Origin of the sequence: Pseudomonas sp. AK181 (genome assembly GCF_051122975.1) — a bacterium.
GTDB classification, from domain to species: Bacteria; Pseudomonadota; Gammaproteobacteria; order Pseudomonadales; family Pseudomonadaceae; genus Aquipseudomonas; species Aquipseudomonas lactis.
Genome location: NZ_CP146348.1, coordinates 4,252,617 through 4,270,166 on the forward strand (window position 1 = coordinate 4,252,617; position 17,550 = coordinate 4,270,166).

General features: G+C 60.3%; 18 protein-coding genes and 1 pseudogene. 7 read left to right on the top strand and 12 right to left on the bottom strand.

The genetic code is table 11. From position 1 onward, the window contains the following. Positions 1-9 precede the first annotated feature (9 nt). Together csrA and V8689_RS19410 are read right to left on the bottom strand one after the other, a co-directional pair. Positions 10-207 carry a carbon storage regulator CsrA gene (gene csrA / locus V8689_RS19405; protein ID WP_056786264.1) on the bottom strand — a complete coding sequence of 66 codons (198 nt, stop codon included), beginning with the start codon at positions 205-207 and terminating at the stop codon, positions 10-12. A 127-nt stretch (positions 208-334) separates the two neighbouring features. Continuing rightward, positions 335-1,150 (bottom strand): SDR family oxidoreductase, encoded by an 816-nt coding sequence (locus V8689_RS19410; RefSeq protein ID WP_047711466.1) that lies wholly within the window; start codon positions 1,148-1,150, stop codon positions 335-337. Between the two features lie 328 nt (positions 1,151-1,478). Between V8689_RS19410 and V8689_RS19415 the strand changes: the two genes are divergently transcribed. Continuing rightward, on the top strand, positions 1,479-1,631 hold the full coding sequence (locus V8689_RS19415; protein ID WP_003192767.1) for a DUF3309 family protein: 153 nt from the start codon (positions 1,479-1,481) through the stop codon (positions 1,629-1,631). A 167-nt stretch (positions 1,632-1,798) separates the two neighbouring features. On the opposite strand, the gene V8689_RS19420 is transcribed toward V8689_RS19415, so the two are convergent. The 5 genes from V8689_RS19420 to V8689_RS19440 all read right to left on the bottom strand — a co-directional run bounded on the left by V8689_RS19420 (position 1,799) and on the right by V8689_RS19440 (position 7,575). After that, positions 1,799-3,886 (bottom strand): LTA synthase family protein, encoded by a 2,088-nt coding sequence (locus tag V8689_RS19420; RefSeq protein ID WP_056786267.1) that lies wholly within the window; start codon positions 3,884-3,886, stop codon positions 1,799-1,801. A 409-nt stretch (positions 3,887-4,295) separates the two neighbouring features. Then, positions 4,296-4,487, bottom strand: a complete 192-nt coding sequence (locus tag V8689_RS19425; protein ID WP_003192770.1) for a PLDc N-terminal domain-containing protein — start codon at positions 4,485-4,487, stop codon at positions 4,296-4,298. A gap of 67 nt (positions 4,488-4,554) precedes the next feature. Next, a complete protein-coding gene (locus V8689_RS19430; protein ID WP_003192772.1) occupies positions 4,555-5,085 on the bottom strand; it encodes a hypothetical protein in 531 nt (176 codons plus the stop codon). 41 nt (positions 5,086-5,126) lie between these two features. Further along, positions 5,127-5,642 (bottom strand): ankyrin repeat domain-containing protein, encoded by a 516-nt coding sequence (locus V8689_RS19435; protein ID WP_056786268.1) that lies wholly within the window; start codon positions 5,640-5,642, stop codon positions 5,127-5,129. Between the two features lie 106 nt (positions 5,643-5,748). Continuing rightward, entirely contained in the window at positions 5,749-7,575 is a 1,827-nt protein-coding gene (locus V8689_RS19440; protein WP_434520584.1) for a long-chain-acyl-CoA synthetase, read from the bottom strand. An 887-nt stretch (positions 7,576-8,462) separates the two neighbouring features. Between V8689_RS19440 and V8689_RS19445 the strand changes: the two genes are divergently transcribed. Continuing rightward, positions 8,463-8,741, top strand: coding sequence for a DUF3509 domain-containing protein (locus V8689_RS19445; RefSeq protein WP_003172952.1), 279 nt, complete (start codon positions 8,463-8,465; stop codon positions 8,739-8,741). 59 nt (positions 8,742-8,800) lie between these two features. On the opposite strand, the gene V8689_RS19450 is transcribed toward V8689_RS19445, so the two are convergent. From V8689_RS19450 to aroC, 4 genes are all read right to left on the bottom strand, one after another. Then, positions 8,801-9,070, bottom strand: a complete 270-nt coding sequence (locus tag V8689_RS19450; RefSeq protein ID WP_003192780.1) for a response regulator transcription factor — start codon at positions 9,068-9,070, stop codon at positions 8,801-8,803. Positions 9,071-9,280: 210 nt separating this feature from the next. After that, a complete protein-coding gene (locus tag V8689_RS19455) occupies positions 9,281-9,811 on the bottom strand; it encodes a 1,2-dihydroxy-3-keto-5-methylthiopentene dioxygenase (protein ID WP_056786273.1) in 531 nt (176 codons plus the stop codon). Further along, a complete protein-coding gene (locus V8689_RS19460) occupies positions 9,808-10,971 on the bottom strand; it encodes an MFS transporter (protein ID WP_056786276.1) in 1,164 nt (387 codons plus the stop codon). Before V8689_RS19460 ends, V8689_RS19455 begins: the two co-directional genes overlap by 4 nt. Positions 10,972-11,046: 75 nt before the next feature. After that, complete coding sequence (gene aroC / locus V8689_RS19465) at positions 11,047-12,138, bottom strand: chorismate synthase (RefSeq protein ID WP_056786278.1); 1,092 nt, start codon at positions 12,136-12,138, stop codon at positions 11,047-11,049. Positions 12,139-12,281: 143 nt separating this feature from the next. Here aroC and V8689_RS19470 point away from each other — a divergent pair, with 143 nt between their 5' ends. Then, positions 12,282-13,244 (top strand): alpha/beta hydrolase, encoded by a 963-nt coding sequence (locus V8689_RS19470; protein ID WP_003192787.1) that lies wholly within the window; start codon positions 12,282-12,284, stop codon positions 13,242-13,244. A 99-nt stretch (positions 13,245-13,343) separates the two neighbouring features. Continuing rightward, a complete protein-coding gene (locus V8689_RS19475) occupies positions 13,344-14,147 on the top strand; it encodes a hypothetical protein (RefSeq protein WP_032896017.1) in 804 nt (267 codons plus the stop codon). Between the two features lie 512 nt (positions 14,148-14,659). On the opposite strand, the gene prmB is transcribed toward V8689_RS19475, so the two are convergent. Beyond that, positions 14,660-15,568, bottom strand: coding sequence for a 50S ribosomal protein L3 N(5)-glutamine methyltransferase (gene prmB / locus V8689_RS19480; protein ID WP_047711471.1), 909 nt, complete (start codon positions 15,566-15,568; stop codon positions 14,660-14,662). Positions 15,569-15,807: 239 nt separating this feature from the next. On the opposite strand from prmB, the gene V8689_RS19485 reads away from it, so the two are divergent. From V8689_RS19485 to V8689_RS19495, 3 genes and pseudogenes are all read left to right on the top strand, one after another. Then, positions 15,808-16,398: a cysteine hydrolase family protein gene (locus tag V8689_RS19485; protein ID WP_056786281.1), complete on the top strand. Its 591-nt coding sequence runs from the start codon at positions 15,808-15,810 to the stop codon at positions 16,396-16,398. 136 nt (positions 16,399-16,534) lie between these two features. Next, complete coding sequence (locus V8689_RS19490) at positions 16,535-16,855, top strand: hypothetical protein (RefSeq protein ID WP_003192794.1); 321 nt, start codon at positions 16,535-16,537, stop codon at positions 16,853-16,855. Between the two features lie 75 nt (positions 16,856-16,930). Then, a pseudogene (locus V8689_RS19495) lies at positions 16,931-17,487 on the top strand (Smr/MutS family protein). Positions 17,488-17,550 lie beyond the last annotated feature (63 nt).

Sequence of the window (17,550 nt, forward strand, 5' to 3'; positions counted from 1 at the left end):
CAGCGGCGCCTAAGGGTTGGGCGCCGGCACGGGAGTCGAGCCCTGGCGTTTGAGAATTTTGCGGTATACCTCGGCGCGGTGCACGTTGACGCCCACCGGCGCCTCGATGCCAAATTTCACATGAGTACCGTTCACTTCGAGGATATGCACGGTGATGTCATCGCCAATGGCGATGGCTTCGCCTGTGGCACGGCTTAAGACCAGCATGGCGGTTGTCCTTTTCCAGTAGCAGGACCTCGACCATGCCCCCTTGGCGCTGGGCCGACAATGGCTTGCGGGAAAATCAGGCACTGCCTACGCAGGTAGGTAATTTGTCTGACAGACCCCAGCCGAATCAGCCCTTCACGGCCTGCGCCTTAGCGCGCATCTTGTCGGCCATCAGTGTCATTTCGTCATACAGCAGTTGCGGATTTTTCTGTTTCAACGCCCAAGCCATGCGGCCTTGCTCGTGGGGCAGGATCATGAACTCGCCTGCGGCCACGCGCTGGTAAATGTAGTCGGCGATATCCGCCGCCGAGATGGGCGAACTCTCCAGCAGCTTGCCCACCTGGGCCTTCATGGCTGGGGTTGGCCCACGGAAGGAGTCGAGCAGGTTGGTCTGGAAAAACGACGGGCACACCACATGCACGCCCACTTCCTGTTGCTTGAGCTCCACCAGCAGGCTCTCCGACAACGCCACCACGCCTGCCTTGGCCACGTTGTAGTTGCTCATGGCCGGGCCCTGCATCAGCGCGGCCATTGAGGCGATGTTGATGATGCGCCCCTTACTCTTTTCCAGCAGCGGCAGGAACGCCTTGCAGCCTTTGACGACGCCCATCAGGTTGATTGCGATCTGCCAGTCCCAATCCTCCAGGGACAATTCAGCGAAGAACCCGCCCGAGGCCACACCGGCGTTGTTGACGATCACATCGATGCCGCCGAGCTTCACTTCACAGGCCTGGGCAAAGGCCGTGAGCTGGCTGTAGTCACGCACGTCACACCGCTGGGTAAAACCATCACCGCCCGCCTCGCGAACCTGCTTGAGGGTTTCCTGCAAACCGGGCTCGCTGACATCGGACAACGCCAACTGCCAGCCTTCACGGGCCCAGCGCAGAGCGATTTCGCGACCCAGGCCAGACCCGGCGCCAGTGATCATCATGCGGTTTTGCATAGGAGGTAGCCTTGTGGTTCACGAAGAAGTGACCGGCAGTGTAGCGAAGGTTTTTGCTCCACCCACGCACCATCAGGGTGATGAATGCCCCAGGCAAACCGCGGGCTCGGTCACAGCTGCGCGCATAGACTAAGTTCAATTTTTTTCAACTAATTAGTTCAAGTTGCGTACGCGTTAAAAGAAATAAGCAACCCATCAAAATGTTTTATAAAAACAATGAATTTTCTACGAAGCGGCAGAGTCGGAATGGGTAAGGCGTCCCACTGTACATGGACGAACCAACGGTTAAACAGCCGGTTTTTGCAAAGAACCTATAAGGAATAAAACCATGAGCCTCATTCTGATTATTATCCTGATCCTCCTGCTGGTCGGTGGCCTACCGGTGTTCCCGCACTCGCGTAACTGGGGTTATGGACCGTCGGGTATCCTGGGTGTGGTACTGGTTGTTCTGCTGGTGTTGTTGTTGCTCGGCAAGATATAACGCCGCGGTTTTGTAGGAGCGAGCTTGCTCGCGAAACACTGACAGGCGCCGCGTTTATTCAGGACGCGCGCGTTATCGTTGAGGTTCTTCGCGAGCAAGCTCGCTCCTACAATTGGGAAGCAAAAAAAAGAGGCCTTCTAGAAGGCCTCTTTTTTATTGCCGGTCAGTTAGTCCGGCTTACCGTCCACCACACCTGCGGTGTTATCCAGCAGGCTCTTGGTTGCGGTTTGCAGGAACGACTCGAGTTTCTGCTTGAGTGCGGCTTCGTCCGGCGACTCAGGAATCACCTTGCCAGTCGGCTCGGCGCCCAGTGTGTATTCCCACAACTTGGGTGGCATTTCCTTGGGCAATACCAGTACGCGGTCGCCGGTGAGCAAGGCCACGGTCTGGTCGCTGCCCGATGGCTTGATCACGCCGAAACCTTTATCACCTTCCGGCAGGTTCAGCAGGTCACGGCCCCAGCACTGGTGCAAGGTGTCGCCGCCCAGGCGGCCCATGATGGTAGGCACGATGTCGATCTGGGTGCCCACGGTGTGGTCACGCTCACCGAACTTCTCGCGCATGCCCGGCGCGATCATCAGCATCGGCACGTTGAAGCGGCCCAGGTCCATCTCGGTGATCTGCTGCTCGTTGCCGAAACCGTGGTCACCGACGATCACGAACAGGGTTTCCTTGAAGTACGGCTCCTTGCGGGCCTTTTCAAAGAACTGGCCCAAGGCCCAGTCGGAGTAGCGCATGGCCGTCAAATGCTCGTTGAGGCTGCCACGGTCGGTGACTTTCTCGACCGGCAATGGGGTCGGCAACGCGTACGGCGTGTGGTTGGACAGGGTTTGCAGCAGTGCGTAGAACGGCTTGCCACCTTCGCGTGCTTTCAGCTCTTCCAGGCCACGGTTGAACATGTCCTGGTCGGACACGCCCCACGTCGGGTCGGAGAACACCGGGTTGACGAAGTCATTGCGGCCGATGAAGTTGGTCATGCCCTGGTTGCTGAAAAAGCCCGACTGGTTGTCCCAGGCGAAATCGCCGTTGTAGACATACACGTCGTCGAAATCACGCGCGCTGAGCAACTGCGGCAGGCCCGACAGCTTGTGGCTGCCTTCCGGGGTCTGCATCAGGTATTCGAAACCCGGCAGGTTCGGGAAGCAGGCCATGGTGGCGAACATACCCTGGTGGGTGTGGGTGCCGTTGGAGAAGAAGCGGTCGAACAGCAGGCCCTCTTGGGTCAGCTTGTCGAAGTACGGGGTGATATTGCCCGGACGTCCCAATGCGCCCACCGAGTGACCGGCGAAGCTTTCCATCAGGATGACCACGACGTTCTTGATCGGCAGGGTTTTCTCGGCCGGTGGCGTGAAGTCACGGCGTACAGCGGCGGTGTCGGTGTCTACCAGCTTCTCTTGCGGCAGCACCAGCATGTCGCGCACGGTCTGGGTGGCCAGCGGCTGTTCCAGAGTCGCCTTCCAGATGTTGGCGCGGTCTTCACCGAAGCGCGCCTTGGCCGCCGCGATCAGCGACAAGGTGCCATTGAGGCCCAACTGGTTGGCGAAGTTCGAATCGGTGGTGTAGACGTCACCCCAACGCAGCGGTGGCCCCTGGCGCAGGGTGCCACGGATGGCGACCACGGCAACCAGCAGGCAGACCATGAATACTGCGATGCGGCTGTACCACGGCGCCACCTGGCGGGTGCTGATCGTGCCGCCGCTGAAGGGGCCGCGTGGGCGCGTTGCGCGGTCAGCGCCCTTGAAGGCCATGCTCAGGATCAGCGTGCCCACGGCCCAGGCCAGCAGGTAGCGCACCACCGGGAAACCGTACCAGAGCATGCTCATCACGGTTTTCGGGTCTTCCTTCACATACTGGAAGACCAGGCCGTTGAGGCGCTGGTGGAACTCGCGATAGAAGTCCATCTCCATCAGGCCCAGGAACAAGGCGATGCTGGACGCGACGGTCAGCCACAAACGGAAGAACCCGCGCGCCGCCATGGCGCGCACGCTGAACAGCGCCAGCAGCAGCGGAATCAGCAGGTACGTCACCAGGCGAATGTCCAGGCGCAGGCCGTTGGCGAACGCTTCGAGGAACGTCGAGGCCGGCGTGTCCAGGATCATCTCGCGGTTGTAGACCAGCAACGCCAGGCGCAGCAGGGAAAACATCACCATCATGACCAGTGCGCAGAGCAGCGTGTACGCCAGATGGGATTTGACGGTCGGTTGCAGCAGACGATTTGAAGCTCGCTGCTGATTCAGGGCGTCCGGGTTTGCCATGTCGTTTTAGGACCCATTGGAAGTTTAAGTTGCGAAATAATGCAGTGGCGTCCGTCCCTCGCCCAGGCTGGCTGGGGTAGGCGGTTAACGCGGTGGCACAAATGGTGCCCGATCAAGGCCGGCAAGGCTATTAATTACTGAACGTAAGGCACGGCCCTGCCTTTAAGGGCACTGGAGATAGAGCCCTGGCAGCCGGTTAAAGCCGGCGAATTGTCTTGGATGGGATGTGAAAATTTCGTGCGGCGAATAGTTTCGACACACAAAGTTGCTTAATACCGTGAGCCCCCCTGTGGGAGCTGGCTTGCCTGCGATAGCGGTGGGTCAGCTTGCATTGTCTTGGTTGACACACCGCAATCGCAGGCAGGCCAGCTCCCACATTGACGGTGCCCACCGCAAATCGAGCAGGTCGTCAGATCCGCACGTTACCGCGCGGCCCGGCGATAGCCCAGATGATCAGGCCCAGCACGGGCAACAGCAGGATCAACAGGATCCACAGCACTTTGGCGCCGGTGCTGGCGCCGCTTTTGAACACGTTGATGATCGCCCAGATGTCCAGCGCGAGGATGATCAGGCCAATGAGGCTATTAAACGTGGAACCCATGGTGTCGCTCCTAAGTGAGGGCATGCCCTTGTAGGATAGTCAGCCTTGGCGCGGGTTCCGTTTTATTTCAGACGTGTACGGCAATCTTCAAGGCTTCAAGCGAGGGCTCGGCCTTGATGCCGACTTCGGCACACAGTTCCAGCACTCGTGGCAGGTCGTTGCCGAACACCAGCACCGCCTGGATCTCGTCGTCCAGCAACTGGCTGAAATTCACCAGCACATAACCGCCGTCTTCCGGGCTCAGAGCGCTCATCTGGATCTGGATGCGGTTGAGCGCGGTCAAGTCTTCGGTCTTGGCCAGTTGCTTGGGCTTGAGGTTGAACGCCACACCCGGACCGAACGACGCGACGATCTGGGCAAACAGGTCGCCGTAGGTATCGGCCTGGAACAACACCGTGTCCGGCAAGCTACCCACCACCACCCACTCCCCCAGCGGGATCGGGAAACTGTCGTCGTAGTTGATATCCGGGTTGGCCGCCAGGAACGCCGCCGGGTCCGCATAGGCCTGGGCCGCTTCGTCGGCGATACGCGCTACTTCGTCCTCCCCCATGACGCCGGCGCTGATTTTGCTGATGAGTTCGACGAGGGCGGTTTTCATGGGGCGATCCTGTAGCGGGCAAGTTTTGAAGGGCGCGTAGCCTACACCAGTTTCTGCAACTTCGCCGCCGTATCCACCGCACCCATGGTCTGGGCCGCAGCCAGCGCCGTCGCGCCTTGTGCATCAGTGGCCTTGGGGTTTGCGCCTTTACCGAGCAGGTAATCAACCATCTCAACGCGGTTGAACATCGCCGCCATCATCAACGCCGTACGCCCGTCCGAGGAGGCCGCCTCAACCGGCGTGCCGCCTTCGATCAACGCCTGGACCACCGGCAGGTTGCCTTTGAACGCCGCGCCGGCAATCGGCAATTGGTTCTTGTCGTTGGCGATCAGGGGATCGGCCTTGAACTCCAGCAGCACTTTGACCGCCTCGGCATGGCCGTGATACGCCGCAAGCATCAACAGGGTGTCGCCATTGTGATTACGAAAATTGGCCGGCAGGCCTTTGGCCAACAGGGCGGCAAGCATGGCGGCGTCGCCGCGACGGGCGACGTCAAAGACTTGCTCGGCAAACTCGGCGGCTTCGTCTTCGGTCATTTGTTTAGGCTGATCTGACATGGGGGCTCCTTGCTGAGGCGACTGATATAACTGTTTAAGGCGCCCAGTGTCGCGAGGGAGTTCCCCCATGTCATGGCTTTTTTGTCAAAAGCCACCATAGCCAGAATCAATAACGGAAGTGGCCGCCCTGGATCTGCGCCAGCAATTGCCCGGTCACCGGCACATAGCTGTCCGAACCCGGCAACCAGGCGTAGACCGGATCATTGCCGGCCTTGTCCGGGTCGAACCCTTGCTCCTTGAGCGTCACTTTCTGGTACTTGAAGGTGCCGGTGGTTTCCATCTTCACCTTGATCCGCAAAAACAACGGCACCGCATAAGGGGGCAACTGGCCGTGGGCGAATTGCAGCAGTTCGCGCATGTCCAGGCTGGCCAGGGATTCGCTGGGGGTGATGGCGACCATGCCGGCGCGGCCGTTGGTGTTGTCGATCTCGACGCCATAGGCCACCACTTCAGCGATCTGCGGGTGTTGCAGCAGGACATTTTCCACTTCGGTGGTCGAGACGTTTTCGCCCTTCCAGCGATAGGTATCGCCCAGGCGATCGACAAATTGCGCATGGCCGAAACCGATACTGCGCACCAGGTCGCCGGTGTTGAAATAGCGATCGCCTTTTTCGAACACGTCGGTCAGCACCACCTTGCGGTTCTTTTCCGCGTCGGTGTAACCGTCGAAGGGCGACTTTTCATCAATGCGCGCCAATAACAGGCCCTGCCCGCCGGTGGGCACCTTGACTATGAACCCATTGCTGCCGCGCAGTGGCTCACCGACGTCATGGGCGTAGTCCACCAGCGCCCAATGCTGCAGGCAAAAGCCGATGGTGTTGTCAAAATTCAGTATGTTGGTAAAACCGATATTACCGTCGCTGGCGGCATACAGCTCGCAGATATGCTCCACGCCATAACGCTGCTTGAACTGCGCCCACACACCGGGGCGTAAGCCGTTGCCGACCATCTTGGTCACGTGGTTATCGCGGTCCTGCGCACTGGCGGGCTGGTCGAGCAGATAGCGGCACAGCTCACCGACATAGCCCAGGGTGGTCGCCTTGAACTTGCGCGCGTCATCCCAGAACTGGCTGGCGCTGAATTTGCGCCGGATGGCAAAGCCCGATGCGCCGACAATCGCCGCCCCCCAGCACACGCACAGACCGGTGGCGTGGTACAGCGGCAAGGTGCAATAAAGAACGTCCTGCGGGCCCATGTCCAGGGCGATACTGCCGAAGCTCACGGCGGTTTTGGTCCAGCGCCCGTGTTTCATGATGCCGGCCTTGGGCAAGCCGGTGGTGCCGGAGGTGTAGATATAGAAGCAGGGGTCATTGAAGAACACCTGCGCGGAACTCACCGGGTTGTCCCCCGGGCTTTCGGCGCTGGCGGCCATCAGGTCGATATAGCCATCGGGCACCGCACTGCCGGGCTGATCGGCCACGAACCAGGTGCGCTCGGCCGGAATCTGGATTTGATCGCGCACTGCTGCGTAAGGGCTCAGCAATTCGGCACCGACCACGATGGCAACCGGGTTGACCAGGTTCAGGCTGTGTACCAGTGCCCCTTGAGTTTGCGCCGTGTTGAGCATGGCGCAGATGCCGCCCAGCTTGGCCACGGCCAGTACGTTGAGCAGCAACTCGGGGCGATTTTCGATGAACAGTGCCACCACGTCACCCTTGCCGATGCCTTGGGCTTGCAGGTGGTGGGCAAGACGGTTGGCGCGCTGATTGGCGTCGCGGTAGCTGATCACGTTGTCCCCATAAAGCAGGGCAGCACCCTCAGGGTTGCGTAAAGCGGCTTGTTCGAAATGCCAGCCCAGGCCACAGGGTTGCCTGGGGTCGGTGACGTTGGCCGCGCGCATGCCGCGCACCACGCGTGGGAGGGCCCGAACGATGGCAGGCACCTTTCGCAGCATCATGCGCCAGGTGATCATGTCGTTTTGCTGGTGAGTCATGGCGGGACGTCCTTTTTCTTATTCTTTGTCGGATCCAGGTACATCGGCTGGTGTAGCGGAAAGTACGTCAGCGGTTCTTTGGCTGTACATGCGGGATTTGAAAAGTTTTGTATCCCGTGGCGGCCGAACAGCTGATGCTTATCTCTCTGCCGTCCCGCGCTCCACTTGTGGGATCTGGCTTGCCTGCGATGACGGCCCGCCAGCCGCCCCATATCTACCTGACATCCCACGATCCAATTGTGCGGGCTTGCTCGCGAAGGCGGCCTGACAGGCGACACAGTTGGATTGTGTACATATCCATTGCTGCGGTAACGGCCACCTAGGGTTCCGCTCTGACAGCGGCTCACTTTTGAAAAGCGCAAAAGTAAGCAAAACGCTCTTGCCCCACCACTCGGCACCTCGCTCAGGCTCGGTGTGCCCGTAATCCGCCAGTGATTTGGGGGGCCGCCGCCACGCGCCATCCATGGCGCGGGGCGGCTAAACCGGCATCCCTGCCGGTTTACCCCCCAAATCACTGTCGAATTCCGGCCAGCGTGGTTTAACGGGGCGCCTGAGATCAAAAGCAGATCAAGAGCAAGATCAAGAGCGGCTCGCTTCGCATCGTGGTTAGCGGGGGCGGATACCAGCAATAACGTGTAGATGGATTTTTCCGAGCAAAAGGCGGTCAGTATCATTACAGCCCTCCCCCTCCTCCCGGAAAAATCGCCGCGCAGATAGCGCAAAATGCAGGATGCACGATGGCCCTTCATGCAAATTGCACGAAAATGAAAATCTTATAAATTTGTAAGATACTGATTTATAACGATTTTTTAGAATACCCAATACTGGCACAATCACTGCACCTATCACTCCATGCTTGCCAACTTGAGCCAATGGAGCTGATAGACATGAGCCTGATCCAAGATAAATTCGCTTCGGTATTCTCCAACTACGACGTCACCACCCAGCCACGTCCGGACGGCGGCATCCTGTTGACCCTGCGCAACAGCGAAGGTAAGCAGGTCAAGCGCTCGATCTCTTATCAGCAGCTGCACACTGCCGACCAACTGACTTGGGTGATCAGCGCCATTCGTCGTGACTTGGCCGAACAAGCCAGCGAATTGCCGCAGATTTCGATGTTGCAAAGCCAGAACCGCTTTGCGCTGCCAACTTATCATTCGGCCTAAGCTACACATCTGAAAAAGGGCCGCGACGCACCTCAGCGTCGCGGCCCTTTTTTATGTCGTTAACATAAGCCCTGGCGGGCGGCCTCATTCTTTGCCTGTACACGGTTGGTGACATCCAACTTGCCGTAGATGTTGCGCAGATGAAATTTCACCGTAGCTTCAGAGGTGGCGCGAATCTGGCTGATTTCCCAGACCGTCTTGCCCTCGGAGGCCCATCGCAGGATTTCCAGCTCTGTGGCAGTCAGGGGCTTGCCGCACAAGCTCAGGCGTTTTCTGATAGCCGTCGGTACAATAACCAACGGGCGATACGTCTCCTCGGGGCCACTCATTGTTCTCTCCTTTATGTCTGCTGATGCGCTGCCACCTTTCGGATTCCTCCTATTGACAGATGGCATAAACATTGGCGCTGAACAGAGAGTTACATAACGAGTGGATTCAAAGCGCACAGCACAGAACAAACAGCTTTGCCCTACAAATAATTAAGTTTCTTCCCACAGCAACTTCCAACTTGCCTGGGTTGAACATTCAACTATCTGTGCTTAGTCATCCAGCCCTGGAAAGCGTGTGGCAATCTCATTGCCCGTAAATGAGGGCACACTGCCTTGGGCTGTGTTGAACAAGCGCAGTGTCACACAGTGTGGGTTTTCGCCCATGTCGAACCAGTGCGGTACACCGGCCGGGATGATCAGCAAGTCATTCTTCTCACAGCGCAAGCTGTACACATAGTCGCCTATGTGCAGCGTAAACAGCGCCTGGCCTGCGATGAAGAAACGCACCTCGTCTTCACTGTAGGTACGTTCGGCCAGGAACTGTGCGCGTAACTCGTCCTTCTGTGGATGGTCTTGGGTCACGCGCACCACTTCCACAGCGGCGTAGCCAAGGGCTTTGATCTGAGCCTGGCAGGCGGCAATCATTTGAGTATCCGTGGCGCCCTTTTCTAGTGGGCTGGGCTGCCAGCGTTCGAACCGCACACCGTGTTCGGCCAGGGTCGACTGGATGTCGTCGGCATGGGTCAACACTTTGTTTGGGGTGTCCGGGGTGGCGATGGAGTAGACGGCTACATAGCTCATTGCACGGTTCCTTGGTTCGGCTCTTGCAATCGAAGGCCAATGATAATGGCGGCGGCCAGGGCCGCGAGGCTGGCGATACTGAACGTGAAGGTTGGCCCCAGCAGGTTCCAGCTGTATCCGGAATACAGGGCGCCAAGCGCGCCGCCGGTGCCGGCCAGCGCGGCATAAAGGGCCTGGCCCTGGCCTTGCTGGCGGTCGCCGAAGCTGCGTTGCACAAAGGCAATCGCCGCCGCATGGAAGCTGCCAAACGTGGCGGCGTGCATCAGTTGCGCCACCAGCAGCAGCCAGAAAACCTCGGCAAATGAACCCAGCAGCCACCAGCGCAGCGCGGCCAGCAGGAAACTGGCGAGCAGCACCCGGCGCACCGAAAAGCGCGTAAGAATACGGCTCATGGCCAGGAACATCAGCACTTCCGCCACCACCCCCAGCGCCCACAGCAGGCCGATCACACCACGGCTGTAGCCCAAGTGCTCCAGGTGCAGGGTGAGGAAGGTGTAATACGGGCCATGGCTCATTTGCATCAGCGCCACGCAGGCATAAAACGCCAGCACGCCGGGGCTGCGCAATTGCTTGAGAAAGCCATCGCCGGCCAGGCGGTTGCCGTGGCTGGCGGGCTGCGCATTCGGTACCCAGAGGCTGGCGCCGATGATGCCAGCCATGATCACCACGACCACCACCGGGTAAATATCCAGGCTCAGCCAATCGAACAGGCGCCCCATGACCACCACGGTGAGGATGAAACCGATGGAGCCCCACAGACGGATCTGGCTGTAGCGCGAGGTTTGCTTGTGCAGGTGGGCCAGGGTGATGACTTCAAACTGCGGCAGCACCGCGTGCCAGAAGAACGCATGCAGGGCCATGACCAGCGCCAGCCAGGCGTAGGTCTTACTGACAAAAATCAGGCAGAAGCTAGCCAGGGTGCACACCGCGCCGAACCGAACGATGGCCAGGCGCCGACCGGTGTAGTCGCCGATCCAGCCCCACAGGTTGGGGGCCACGCAGCGCATCAACATGGGGATGGCCACCAGCTCGCCGATGCGTGCGCTGGAAAAGCCCAGGTGATCGAAGTACAGCGCCAGGAAGGGCGCGGTCGCCCCCAGCAGGGCGAAGTAGAAGAGGTAGAAGCTGGAGAGGCGCCAGTATGGCAGTGGTTGGGGCATGCTATTGGGGCTGCTTCGCAGCCCAGCGCGAGCAAGCTCGCTCGCCACAGCAAGCGCGCTCATTGTCGCAGGTGATCACAGCTGGCCCAGTATCGGGGTACTCACGCGCACATCGGCATTTTGCCCACGGTTACGCAACAGGTGATCCATCAGCACGATGGCCATCATGGCTTCGGCAATCGGTGTGGCGCGGATGCCGACGCAGGGGTCGTGGCGGCCCTTGGTGATCACGTCTACCGGGTTGCCGTGCACATCGATCGAGCGGCCGGGTGTGGTGATGCTCGACGTGGCCTTGAGCGCCAGGTGCGCCACGATCGGCTGGCCAGAAGAAATGCCGCCGAGGATGCCGCCCGCGTTGTTGCTGAGGAAACCTTCAGGGGTCATCTCATCGCGATGCTCGGTACCGCGCTGGGAGACGCAGGCGAAACCAGCGCCGATTTCCACGCCTTTCACCGCGTTGATGCTCATCAGCGCATGGGCCAGTTCGGCGTCGAGGCGGTCGAAGATCGGCTCGCCCAGGCCCGGCTTTACGCCCTCGGCCACTACGGTGATCTTCGCGCCGACCGAGTCCTGGTCGCGGCGCAACTGGTCCATGTAGGCTTCCAGTTCCGGCACCTTGTCCGGGTCGGGGCAGAAGAAGGCGTTGTCTTCGACGCTGTCCCAGGTCTTGAACGGGATTTCAATCGGGCCCAACTGGCTCATGTAGCCACGGATGATGATGCCCTGGGTGGCCAGGTATTTCTTGGCGATGGCACCGGCCGCCACGCGCATGGCGGTTTCACGCGCCGAGCTGCGGCCACCGCCACGGTAGTCGCGTTCGCCGTATTTGTGGTGGTAGGTGTAGTCGGCATGGGCCGGGCGGAACAGGTCCTTGATCGCCGAGTAGTCCTTGGATTTCTGGTCGGTGTTGCGAATCAGCAGGCCAATGGCGCAGCCCGTGGTGCGGCCTTCGAACACGCCGGAGAGGATTTCGACTTCGTCCGGTTCCTGGCGCTGGGTGGTGTGGCGGCTGGTGCCGGGCTTGCGGCGGTCGAGGTCGCGCTGCAGGTCGTCCAGGCTCAGCTCCAGGCCTGGCGGGCAGCCGTCGACAATGGCGACCAACGCCGGGCCATGGCTTTCGCCCGCGGTGGTGACAGTGAACAGCTTGCCGAAGGTATTGCCGGACATGCAGGGCGCTCCGTGAAATCAGTTGAATCAAGTCAACCGTAATAACTTAAGGCGGCCAGTATACGCAGGCTAACCGACTAGTTCATCCTCGAAACCTTACCGGTAGACGTTGGTCCAACCGGCACCTCTCCAATGATGGCGCTATGATGCTGCGAGTTCTGCTGTTCACCCTCACCCTATTCACCGCCGTGGCCCAGGCCGCCTCCCCTGTGGTGCTGCAACGCCCGATCAGCCTGGACACCGGCAGCGGCCAACTCTTTGGCTCGTTGCTGTTGCCGCAATCGGATAAACCGGTGCCGGTGGTGCTGATCATCGCCGGCTCCGGCCCCACCGACCGCAACGGCAACAGCGCCGACGGCGCGCGCAATGACAGCCTCAAGCGCCTGGCCTGGGTACTGGCCCGGCATAACATCGCCAGCGTGCGCTACGACAAGCGCGGCGTGGCCGCGAGCCTGGCGGCCACGCCGGACGAGCGCAACCTGACCCTGGAGGCCTATGTGGCCGATGCCGTGGCCTGGGGCAAGTTGCTCAAGGCCGACAAGCGCATGGGCCCGCTGATTGTGCTGGGCCACAGTGAGGGCGCGCTGGTCGCCGCCCTCGCCGCGCCGCAACTTGAACCGGCCGGAGTCATTTCCTTGTCTGGCAGCGCCCGCCCGGTGGACCAGGTGATCCGTCAGCAACTGGCCGATCACTTGCCCCCTGCCCTGTTGCTGCGCAGTAATGAAATCCTCGATCACCTCAAGGCCGGCCAGGTGGACGCCGATGTGCCGCGCCCGCTGGAGGGCATTTTCCGACCCAGCGTGCAGCCGTATCTGATCAGCCTGTTCCGCGCCGATCCGTCGGCCGCTTTTGCCCGCCTGGATATGCCGGCGCTGATTATCCAGGGCACCAACGATATCCAGGTTGGCGTAGGCGATGCCCAACAACTGAAGAAGGCCAAGCCCGACGCGCAGTTGACGGTAATCGAAGGTATGAACCACGTGATGCGCATCGTGCCCAATAACGTGAAGCAGCAACTGGCCTCCTACAACGACCCGAAACTACCGCTGGCGGCGGAGCTGGGCCAACGTATCGTCAGCTTTATCGAAGGACTTCAACCCCGTTAAGCGGCAATTGGCCTCCAGTCCTGGAAAAAACGGCCGATAAGTCCAGAGTCGACAGTAAAAAGACTGTCGGCTCGCAGGGCTTGGACAGGATCGCGCCGCATGACAACCACCGAAACAACACCCGAATCTACCGCCGAGACCCCGGCCGCAACCGAGGCTAGCGCAGCAGCGGCACTGCCGTGGGCCGACGTTCACGCCGAACATTTCAAGATGCTGCGCCTGGCCCCACTGGCCACCGACCGCGCCACCGGCGCACGGCCATTGCGCTTTGTGCAGTTCGGTTATGCCGAGCGTCATGACAAACACCACAGCCTGTTGCGCATGGTCATCCAGTTACCGGGCCAGCGGGTACGGCGCGAGCAGAACCACCTGGATATCTGGGTCGATCACGATAAACACCGCGTGCACTTCGGCCCCGGCAACAGCCTGGAAATCGAGCCGGCCAACCGCGGTATCGGGCGCTTCCTGGTGGCCCAAGGCGCTGCCTGGGCGAAGAAGAAGTGGTCACACTACCGCGTCGACGGCGTGGACCTGGCCAACAAAGACGCCCTCAACGAAGCCACCCGCCTGCGCCGCGATCACTTCCTGCGTATCCAGGGTTTCGATGTGGCCTACGCCGATGTGCAGCACCTCAAAGGCAATGTGCAACCGGGCAAGGTCAGCGACGTGCTGGACAGTTGGAACACCGAGAAAGTGCAGTTCGTGGAGATCCTGGAAGCTGCGCAGATGCTGCAACAGGCCGAGCAGAACCTGGCGGAGCAGGAAGTGAAGCTGCGCAAGGAAGAGGAGAAAGTCACCAAGTTCAAGCGTGAGGACAGCGGGCTGCGCTTTACCATCACCTGCCTGGTGGCGTTTACGGTGTTCCAGGCGGGGTTGTTGATCTGGATTGCCACGCACCGTTAACAGGCTGAAATACGATCCAATGTGGGAGCTGGCTTGCCTGCGATAGCGGCCGGTCAGCTTGCACCTCTACTACTGACCCACCGCTATCGCAGGCAAGCCAGCTCCCACAGTTAACCGCGCACCGCCACACACTCCACGATGCGAAGCGAGTCGCTCTTGATCTTGCTTTTGATCTTAGGCGCCCCGTTAAACCACGCTGGCCGGAATTCGACAGGGATTTGGGGGGTAAACCGGCAGGGATGCCGGTTTAGCCGCCCCGCGCCATGGATGGCGCGTGGCGGCGGCCCCCCAAATCACTGGCGGATTACGGGCACACCGAGCCTAGGCGAGGTGCCGAGTGGTGGGGCAAGAGCGTTTTGCTTACTTTGCCGCTTTTGCAAAGTGAGCCGCCGTCAGGGCGGAACCCTAAGTGGCCGTTACCTAAATAACGGATATGTACCCGGTCCAACTGTGTTGACTGTTAGGCCGCCTTCGCGAGCAAGCCCGCTCCCACATTGACCACGTTTGTGCAGTTAGACCCGCGCGGCAAATACTGCCTGATGCGCACGGCACTGTTCAGCCGTGAGCATAAACACCCCATGCCCACCGCGCTTGAAGTCCAGCCAGGCAAAGTCCACTTCCGGGTACAGCGCCTCGACATGCACCTGGCTGTTGCCCACTTCGACAATCAGCAAGCCCTTCTCGGTCAGATGGTCCGCCGCTTCAGCCAGCATCCGGCGTACCAGGTTCAGGCCGTCGTCACCGCAGGCCAGGCCCAGTTCCGGTTCGTGCTGGTATTCGTCGGGCATGTCGGCGAAATCTTCGGCATCCACGTAGGGCGGGTTAGACACAATGAGGTCGAAACGCTGGCCGGGTAACCCGTCAAAACCATCGCCCTGCACGGTGTAGACCCGCTCGTCGACGCCATGACGCTCGATGTTCTGGTTCGCCACTTCCAGGGCTTCGAAGGACAGGTCTCCCAGCACCACTTCAGCCTCCGGGAACTCGTAGGCACAGGCGATGCCGATGCAGCCGGAGCCGGTGCACAGGTCGAGGATGCGTGCCGGCGGCTGGGCCAGCCAGGGTTCAAAGCGGTCTTCAATCAGCTCGCCTATCGGTGAACGCGGGATCAACACGCGCTCATCGACGATAAACGACATGCCGCAAAACCAGGCTTCGTTCAACAGGTAAGCCGTTGGCACTCGCTCATGGATACGGCGATGCAGCAAACGCTGCACGTGGGAGATTTCCTCTTCTTCCAGGTTGCAATCCAAATAGCTGTCGGCGATTTCCCACGGCAGGTGCAAGGCGCCCAGCACCAATTGCCGGGCTTCGTCCCAGGCATTGTCGGTGCCATGGCCAAAAAACAGGTCTTCCCCATGGAAACGGCTGACAGCCCAACGGATATGGTCGCGCAAGGTGCGCAGGCGGGAAGTGATCACGGGGCAAGCTCCTGGAAAAAACGACTGGCGATTCTAACAGCCTTCACCTGTACCGACGATGTACGAAACACCTGGCACCGTACGTCGGATTTCATCCAATTTGCCCGCATTGTGTTAAACAGACCTGCCTCTTGACATGGCTGCACGCCAGCAACGGCGTACCTTACGATAGTAGCGATTCACAGAAGCGCTCAGCCAGTGGACAATGTCGCAAAAGCCCCACTCACAGGAGCCCCAGAATGTCCGTTCCAAAGACGATGTTTCAACTCAGCGGTCGCGGTTACGCAGCAGCCAACCTCAATCATGCGACCCTGGTGATCATCGACGCCCAGAAAGAATACCTCAGCGGCCCGCTCGCCCTCTCGGGCATGGACGCGGCGGTGCAGAACATCAAGCAACTGGTGACCGCAGCGCGCAATGCCGGGCGCCCGATTGTGCATGTGCGCCACCTGGGCACCGTGGGCGGCCTGTTTGACCCCCAGGGCGAGCGCGGCGAATTCATTCCGGGCCTTGAGCCTGAAGGTGACGAAACCATCATCGGCAAACTGCTGCCCAGCGCCTTCCATGGCACCGGCCTGGAGAAACACCTGCAGGACCTGGGCTCCCTGGACCTGATCGTCTGCGGTTTCATGAGCCACTCCAGCGTCAGCACCACCGTGCGCGCGGCCAAGAACCTGGGCTTTCGCTGCACCCTGGTGGAAGACGCCTGCGCTACCCGCGACCTGCCGTACAAAGGCGGCATCCTGAGCGCCGAGCACGTGCAGCAAACCGAAATGGCCATCATGGCCGACAACTTCGCCACCCTGGCGCTGGCCAAAGATCTGATCTGATCCTACTGGCGGTGAGCGGGGTGTTTATTGCTCCGCTCATCCGCAAAGCCCTTTCATTTGGCGCATTTACCTCTCCCCCCGGAACAACCTGTGTATCTTCCGGTCGAAGGGCCGATACCCTGGAGGAAAGGTCGGAATGAAGATATCCGATGGTTTTGATGCTCGTCGCTTGCGCCCCAAGGGCCCGAGCAATTGGCGTCTGCGCCTGGTAGCGTGCATTGCCGCGTTGCTGGCGATAGTAGGCTTGTTGTTGGCGGGCGCTGGTGGCGCCGGCCTGTTTGGGCATTCGCCGGCACTCGGCGAACTGAATGCCAGCCCGGGCGGCTCGGCACTCCTGCTGGGCGTCGGCTTGCTGGTGCTGTGGTTGGGTGTGTGGCTGTGGCGTCGCAGCCGTCGGAAAATGCGCCAACCGTTGTCGTTGAATATCGCCTCTCACCTGATGAAAAAGCACGACTGATGGCGCTTGGATAGCGTTTCCTGCGCCCTGGCCGCCGCGATTTAGGTAAACTGCCCGCCCTTCGCGGAGGCTGACATGCAAGACGACGATTTTTCCCTGTTCAAAAACGAGCTGCGCGGCGTCAAGCCGATCAAGCACGACCGCGCCGACACCGGCAAACCCAAGACTGACCGGGCGCAGATCGCCAAGCTGCGCCAGGCTGCGACCGTGCGCACCGATGCCACCACCGTGGATGGCCTGTCGGACCAGTTCGTGATCGACGTCGGCCCCGAAGATGAGCTGATGTGGGCCCGCGACGGCGTGCAGGAAAGCCAGATGCGCAAGCTCAAGGCCGGCCAGATCCCATTCGAAGGCAGCCTCGACCTGCACGGCATGACCGTGAAAAAGCCCGGAAAACTCTCTGGGCCTTCCTGGCCGAAGCGACCAAATTCGAAATTCGCTGCGTGCGCGTTACCCATGGCAAGGCTGTGCGGCTGGACGGCAAGCGGCCAATGATCAAGAGTCACGTCAATACCTGGCTGCGCCAGCATGCGCAAGTGCTCGGCTTTACCTCCTGCCAGGCCCGCCACGGCGGTGCCGGCGCGGTGTATGTGATGCTCAAGCGCACCATGATGGAAGGGCGCGACGAGTAACAAGTGCCATCGTCAGGCTTGCAGCGATGTGTCCGCCACCGTAACCTTGCGCTTTGCGAAAAT

Coding starts and splice junctions, on each gene's coding strand:
- csrA (WP_056786264.1), bottom strand. CDS start 207: ATGCTGGTCTTAAGCCGTGCCACAGGCGAAGCCATCGCCATTGGCGAT.
- V8689_RS19410 (WP_047711466.1), bottom strand. CDS start 1,150: ATGCAAAACCGCATGATGATCACTGGCGCCGGGTCTGGCCTGGGTCGC.
- V8689_RS19415 (WP_003192767.1), top strand. CDS start 1,479: ATGAGCCTCATTCTGATTATTATCCTGATCCTCCTGCTGGTCGGTGGC.
- V8689_RS19420 (WP_056786267.1), bottom strand. CDS start 3,886: ATGGCAAACCCGGACGCCCTGAATCAGCAGCGAGCTTCAAATCGTCTG.
- V8689_RS19425 (WP_003192770.1), bottom strand. CDS start 4,487: ATGGGTTCCACGTTTAATAGCCTCATTGGCCTGATCATCCTCGCGCTG.
- V8689_RS19430 (WP_003192772.1), bottom strand. CDS start 5,085: ATGAAAACCGCCCTCGTCGAACTCATCAGCAAAATCAGCGCCGGCGTC.
- V8689_RS19435 (WP_056786268.1), bottom strand. CDS start 5,642: ATGTCAGATCAGCCTAAACAAATGACCGAAGACGAAGCCGCCGAGTTT.
- V8689_RS19440 (WP_434520584.1), bottom strand. CDS start 7,575: ATGACTCACCAGCAAAACGACATGATCACCTGGCGCATGATGCTGCGA.
- V8689_RS19445 (WP_003172952.1), top strand. CDS start 8,463: ATGAGCCTGATCCAAGATAAATTCGCTTCGGTATTCTCCAACTACGAC.
- V8689_RS19450 (WP_003192780.1), bottom strand. CDS start 9,070: ATGAGTGGCCCCGAGGAGACGTATCGCCCGTTGGTTATTGTACCGACG.
- V8689_RS19455 (WP_056786273.1), bottom strand. CDS start 9,811: ATGAGCTATGTAGCCGTCTACTCCATCGCCACCCCGGACACCCCAAAC.
- V8689_RS19460 (WP_056786276.1), bottom strand. CDS start 10,971: ATGCCCCAACCACTGCCATACTGGCGCCTCTCCAGCTTCTACCTCTTC.
- aroC (WP_056786278.1), bottom strand. CDS start 12,138: ATGTCCGGCAATACCTTCGGCAAGCTGTTCACTGTCACCACCGCGGGC.
- V8689_RS19470 (WP_003192787.1), top strand. CDS start 12,282: ATGATGCTGCGAGTTCTGCTGTTCACCCTCACCCTATTCACCGCCGTG.
- V8689_RS19475 (WP_032896017.1), top strand. CDS start 13,344: ATGACAACCACCGAAACAACACCCGAATCTACCGCCGAGACCCCGGCC.
- V8689_RS19485 (WP_056786281.1), top strand. CDS start 15,808: ATGTCCGTTCCAAAGACGATGTTTCAACTCAGCGGTCGCGGTTACGCA.
- V8689_RS19490 (WP_003192794.1), top strand. CDS start 16,535: ATGAAGATATCCGATGGTTTTGATGCTCGTCGCTTGCGCCCCAAGGGC.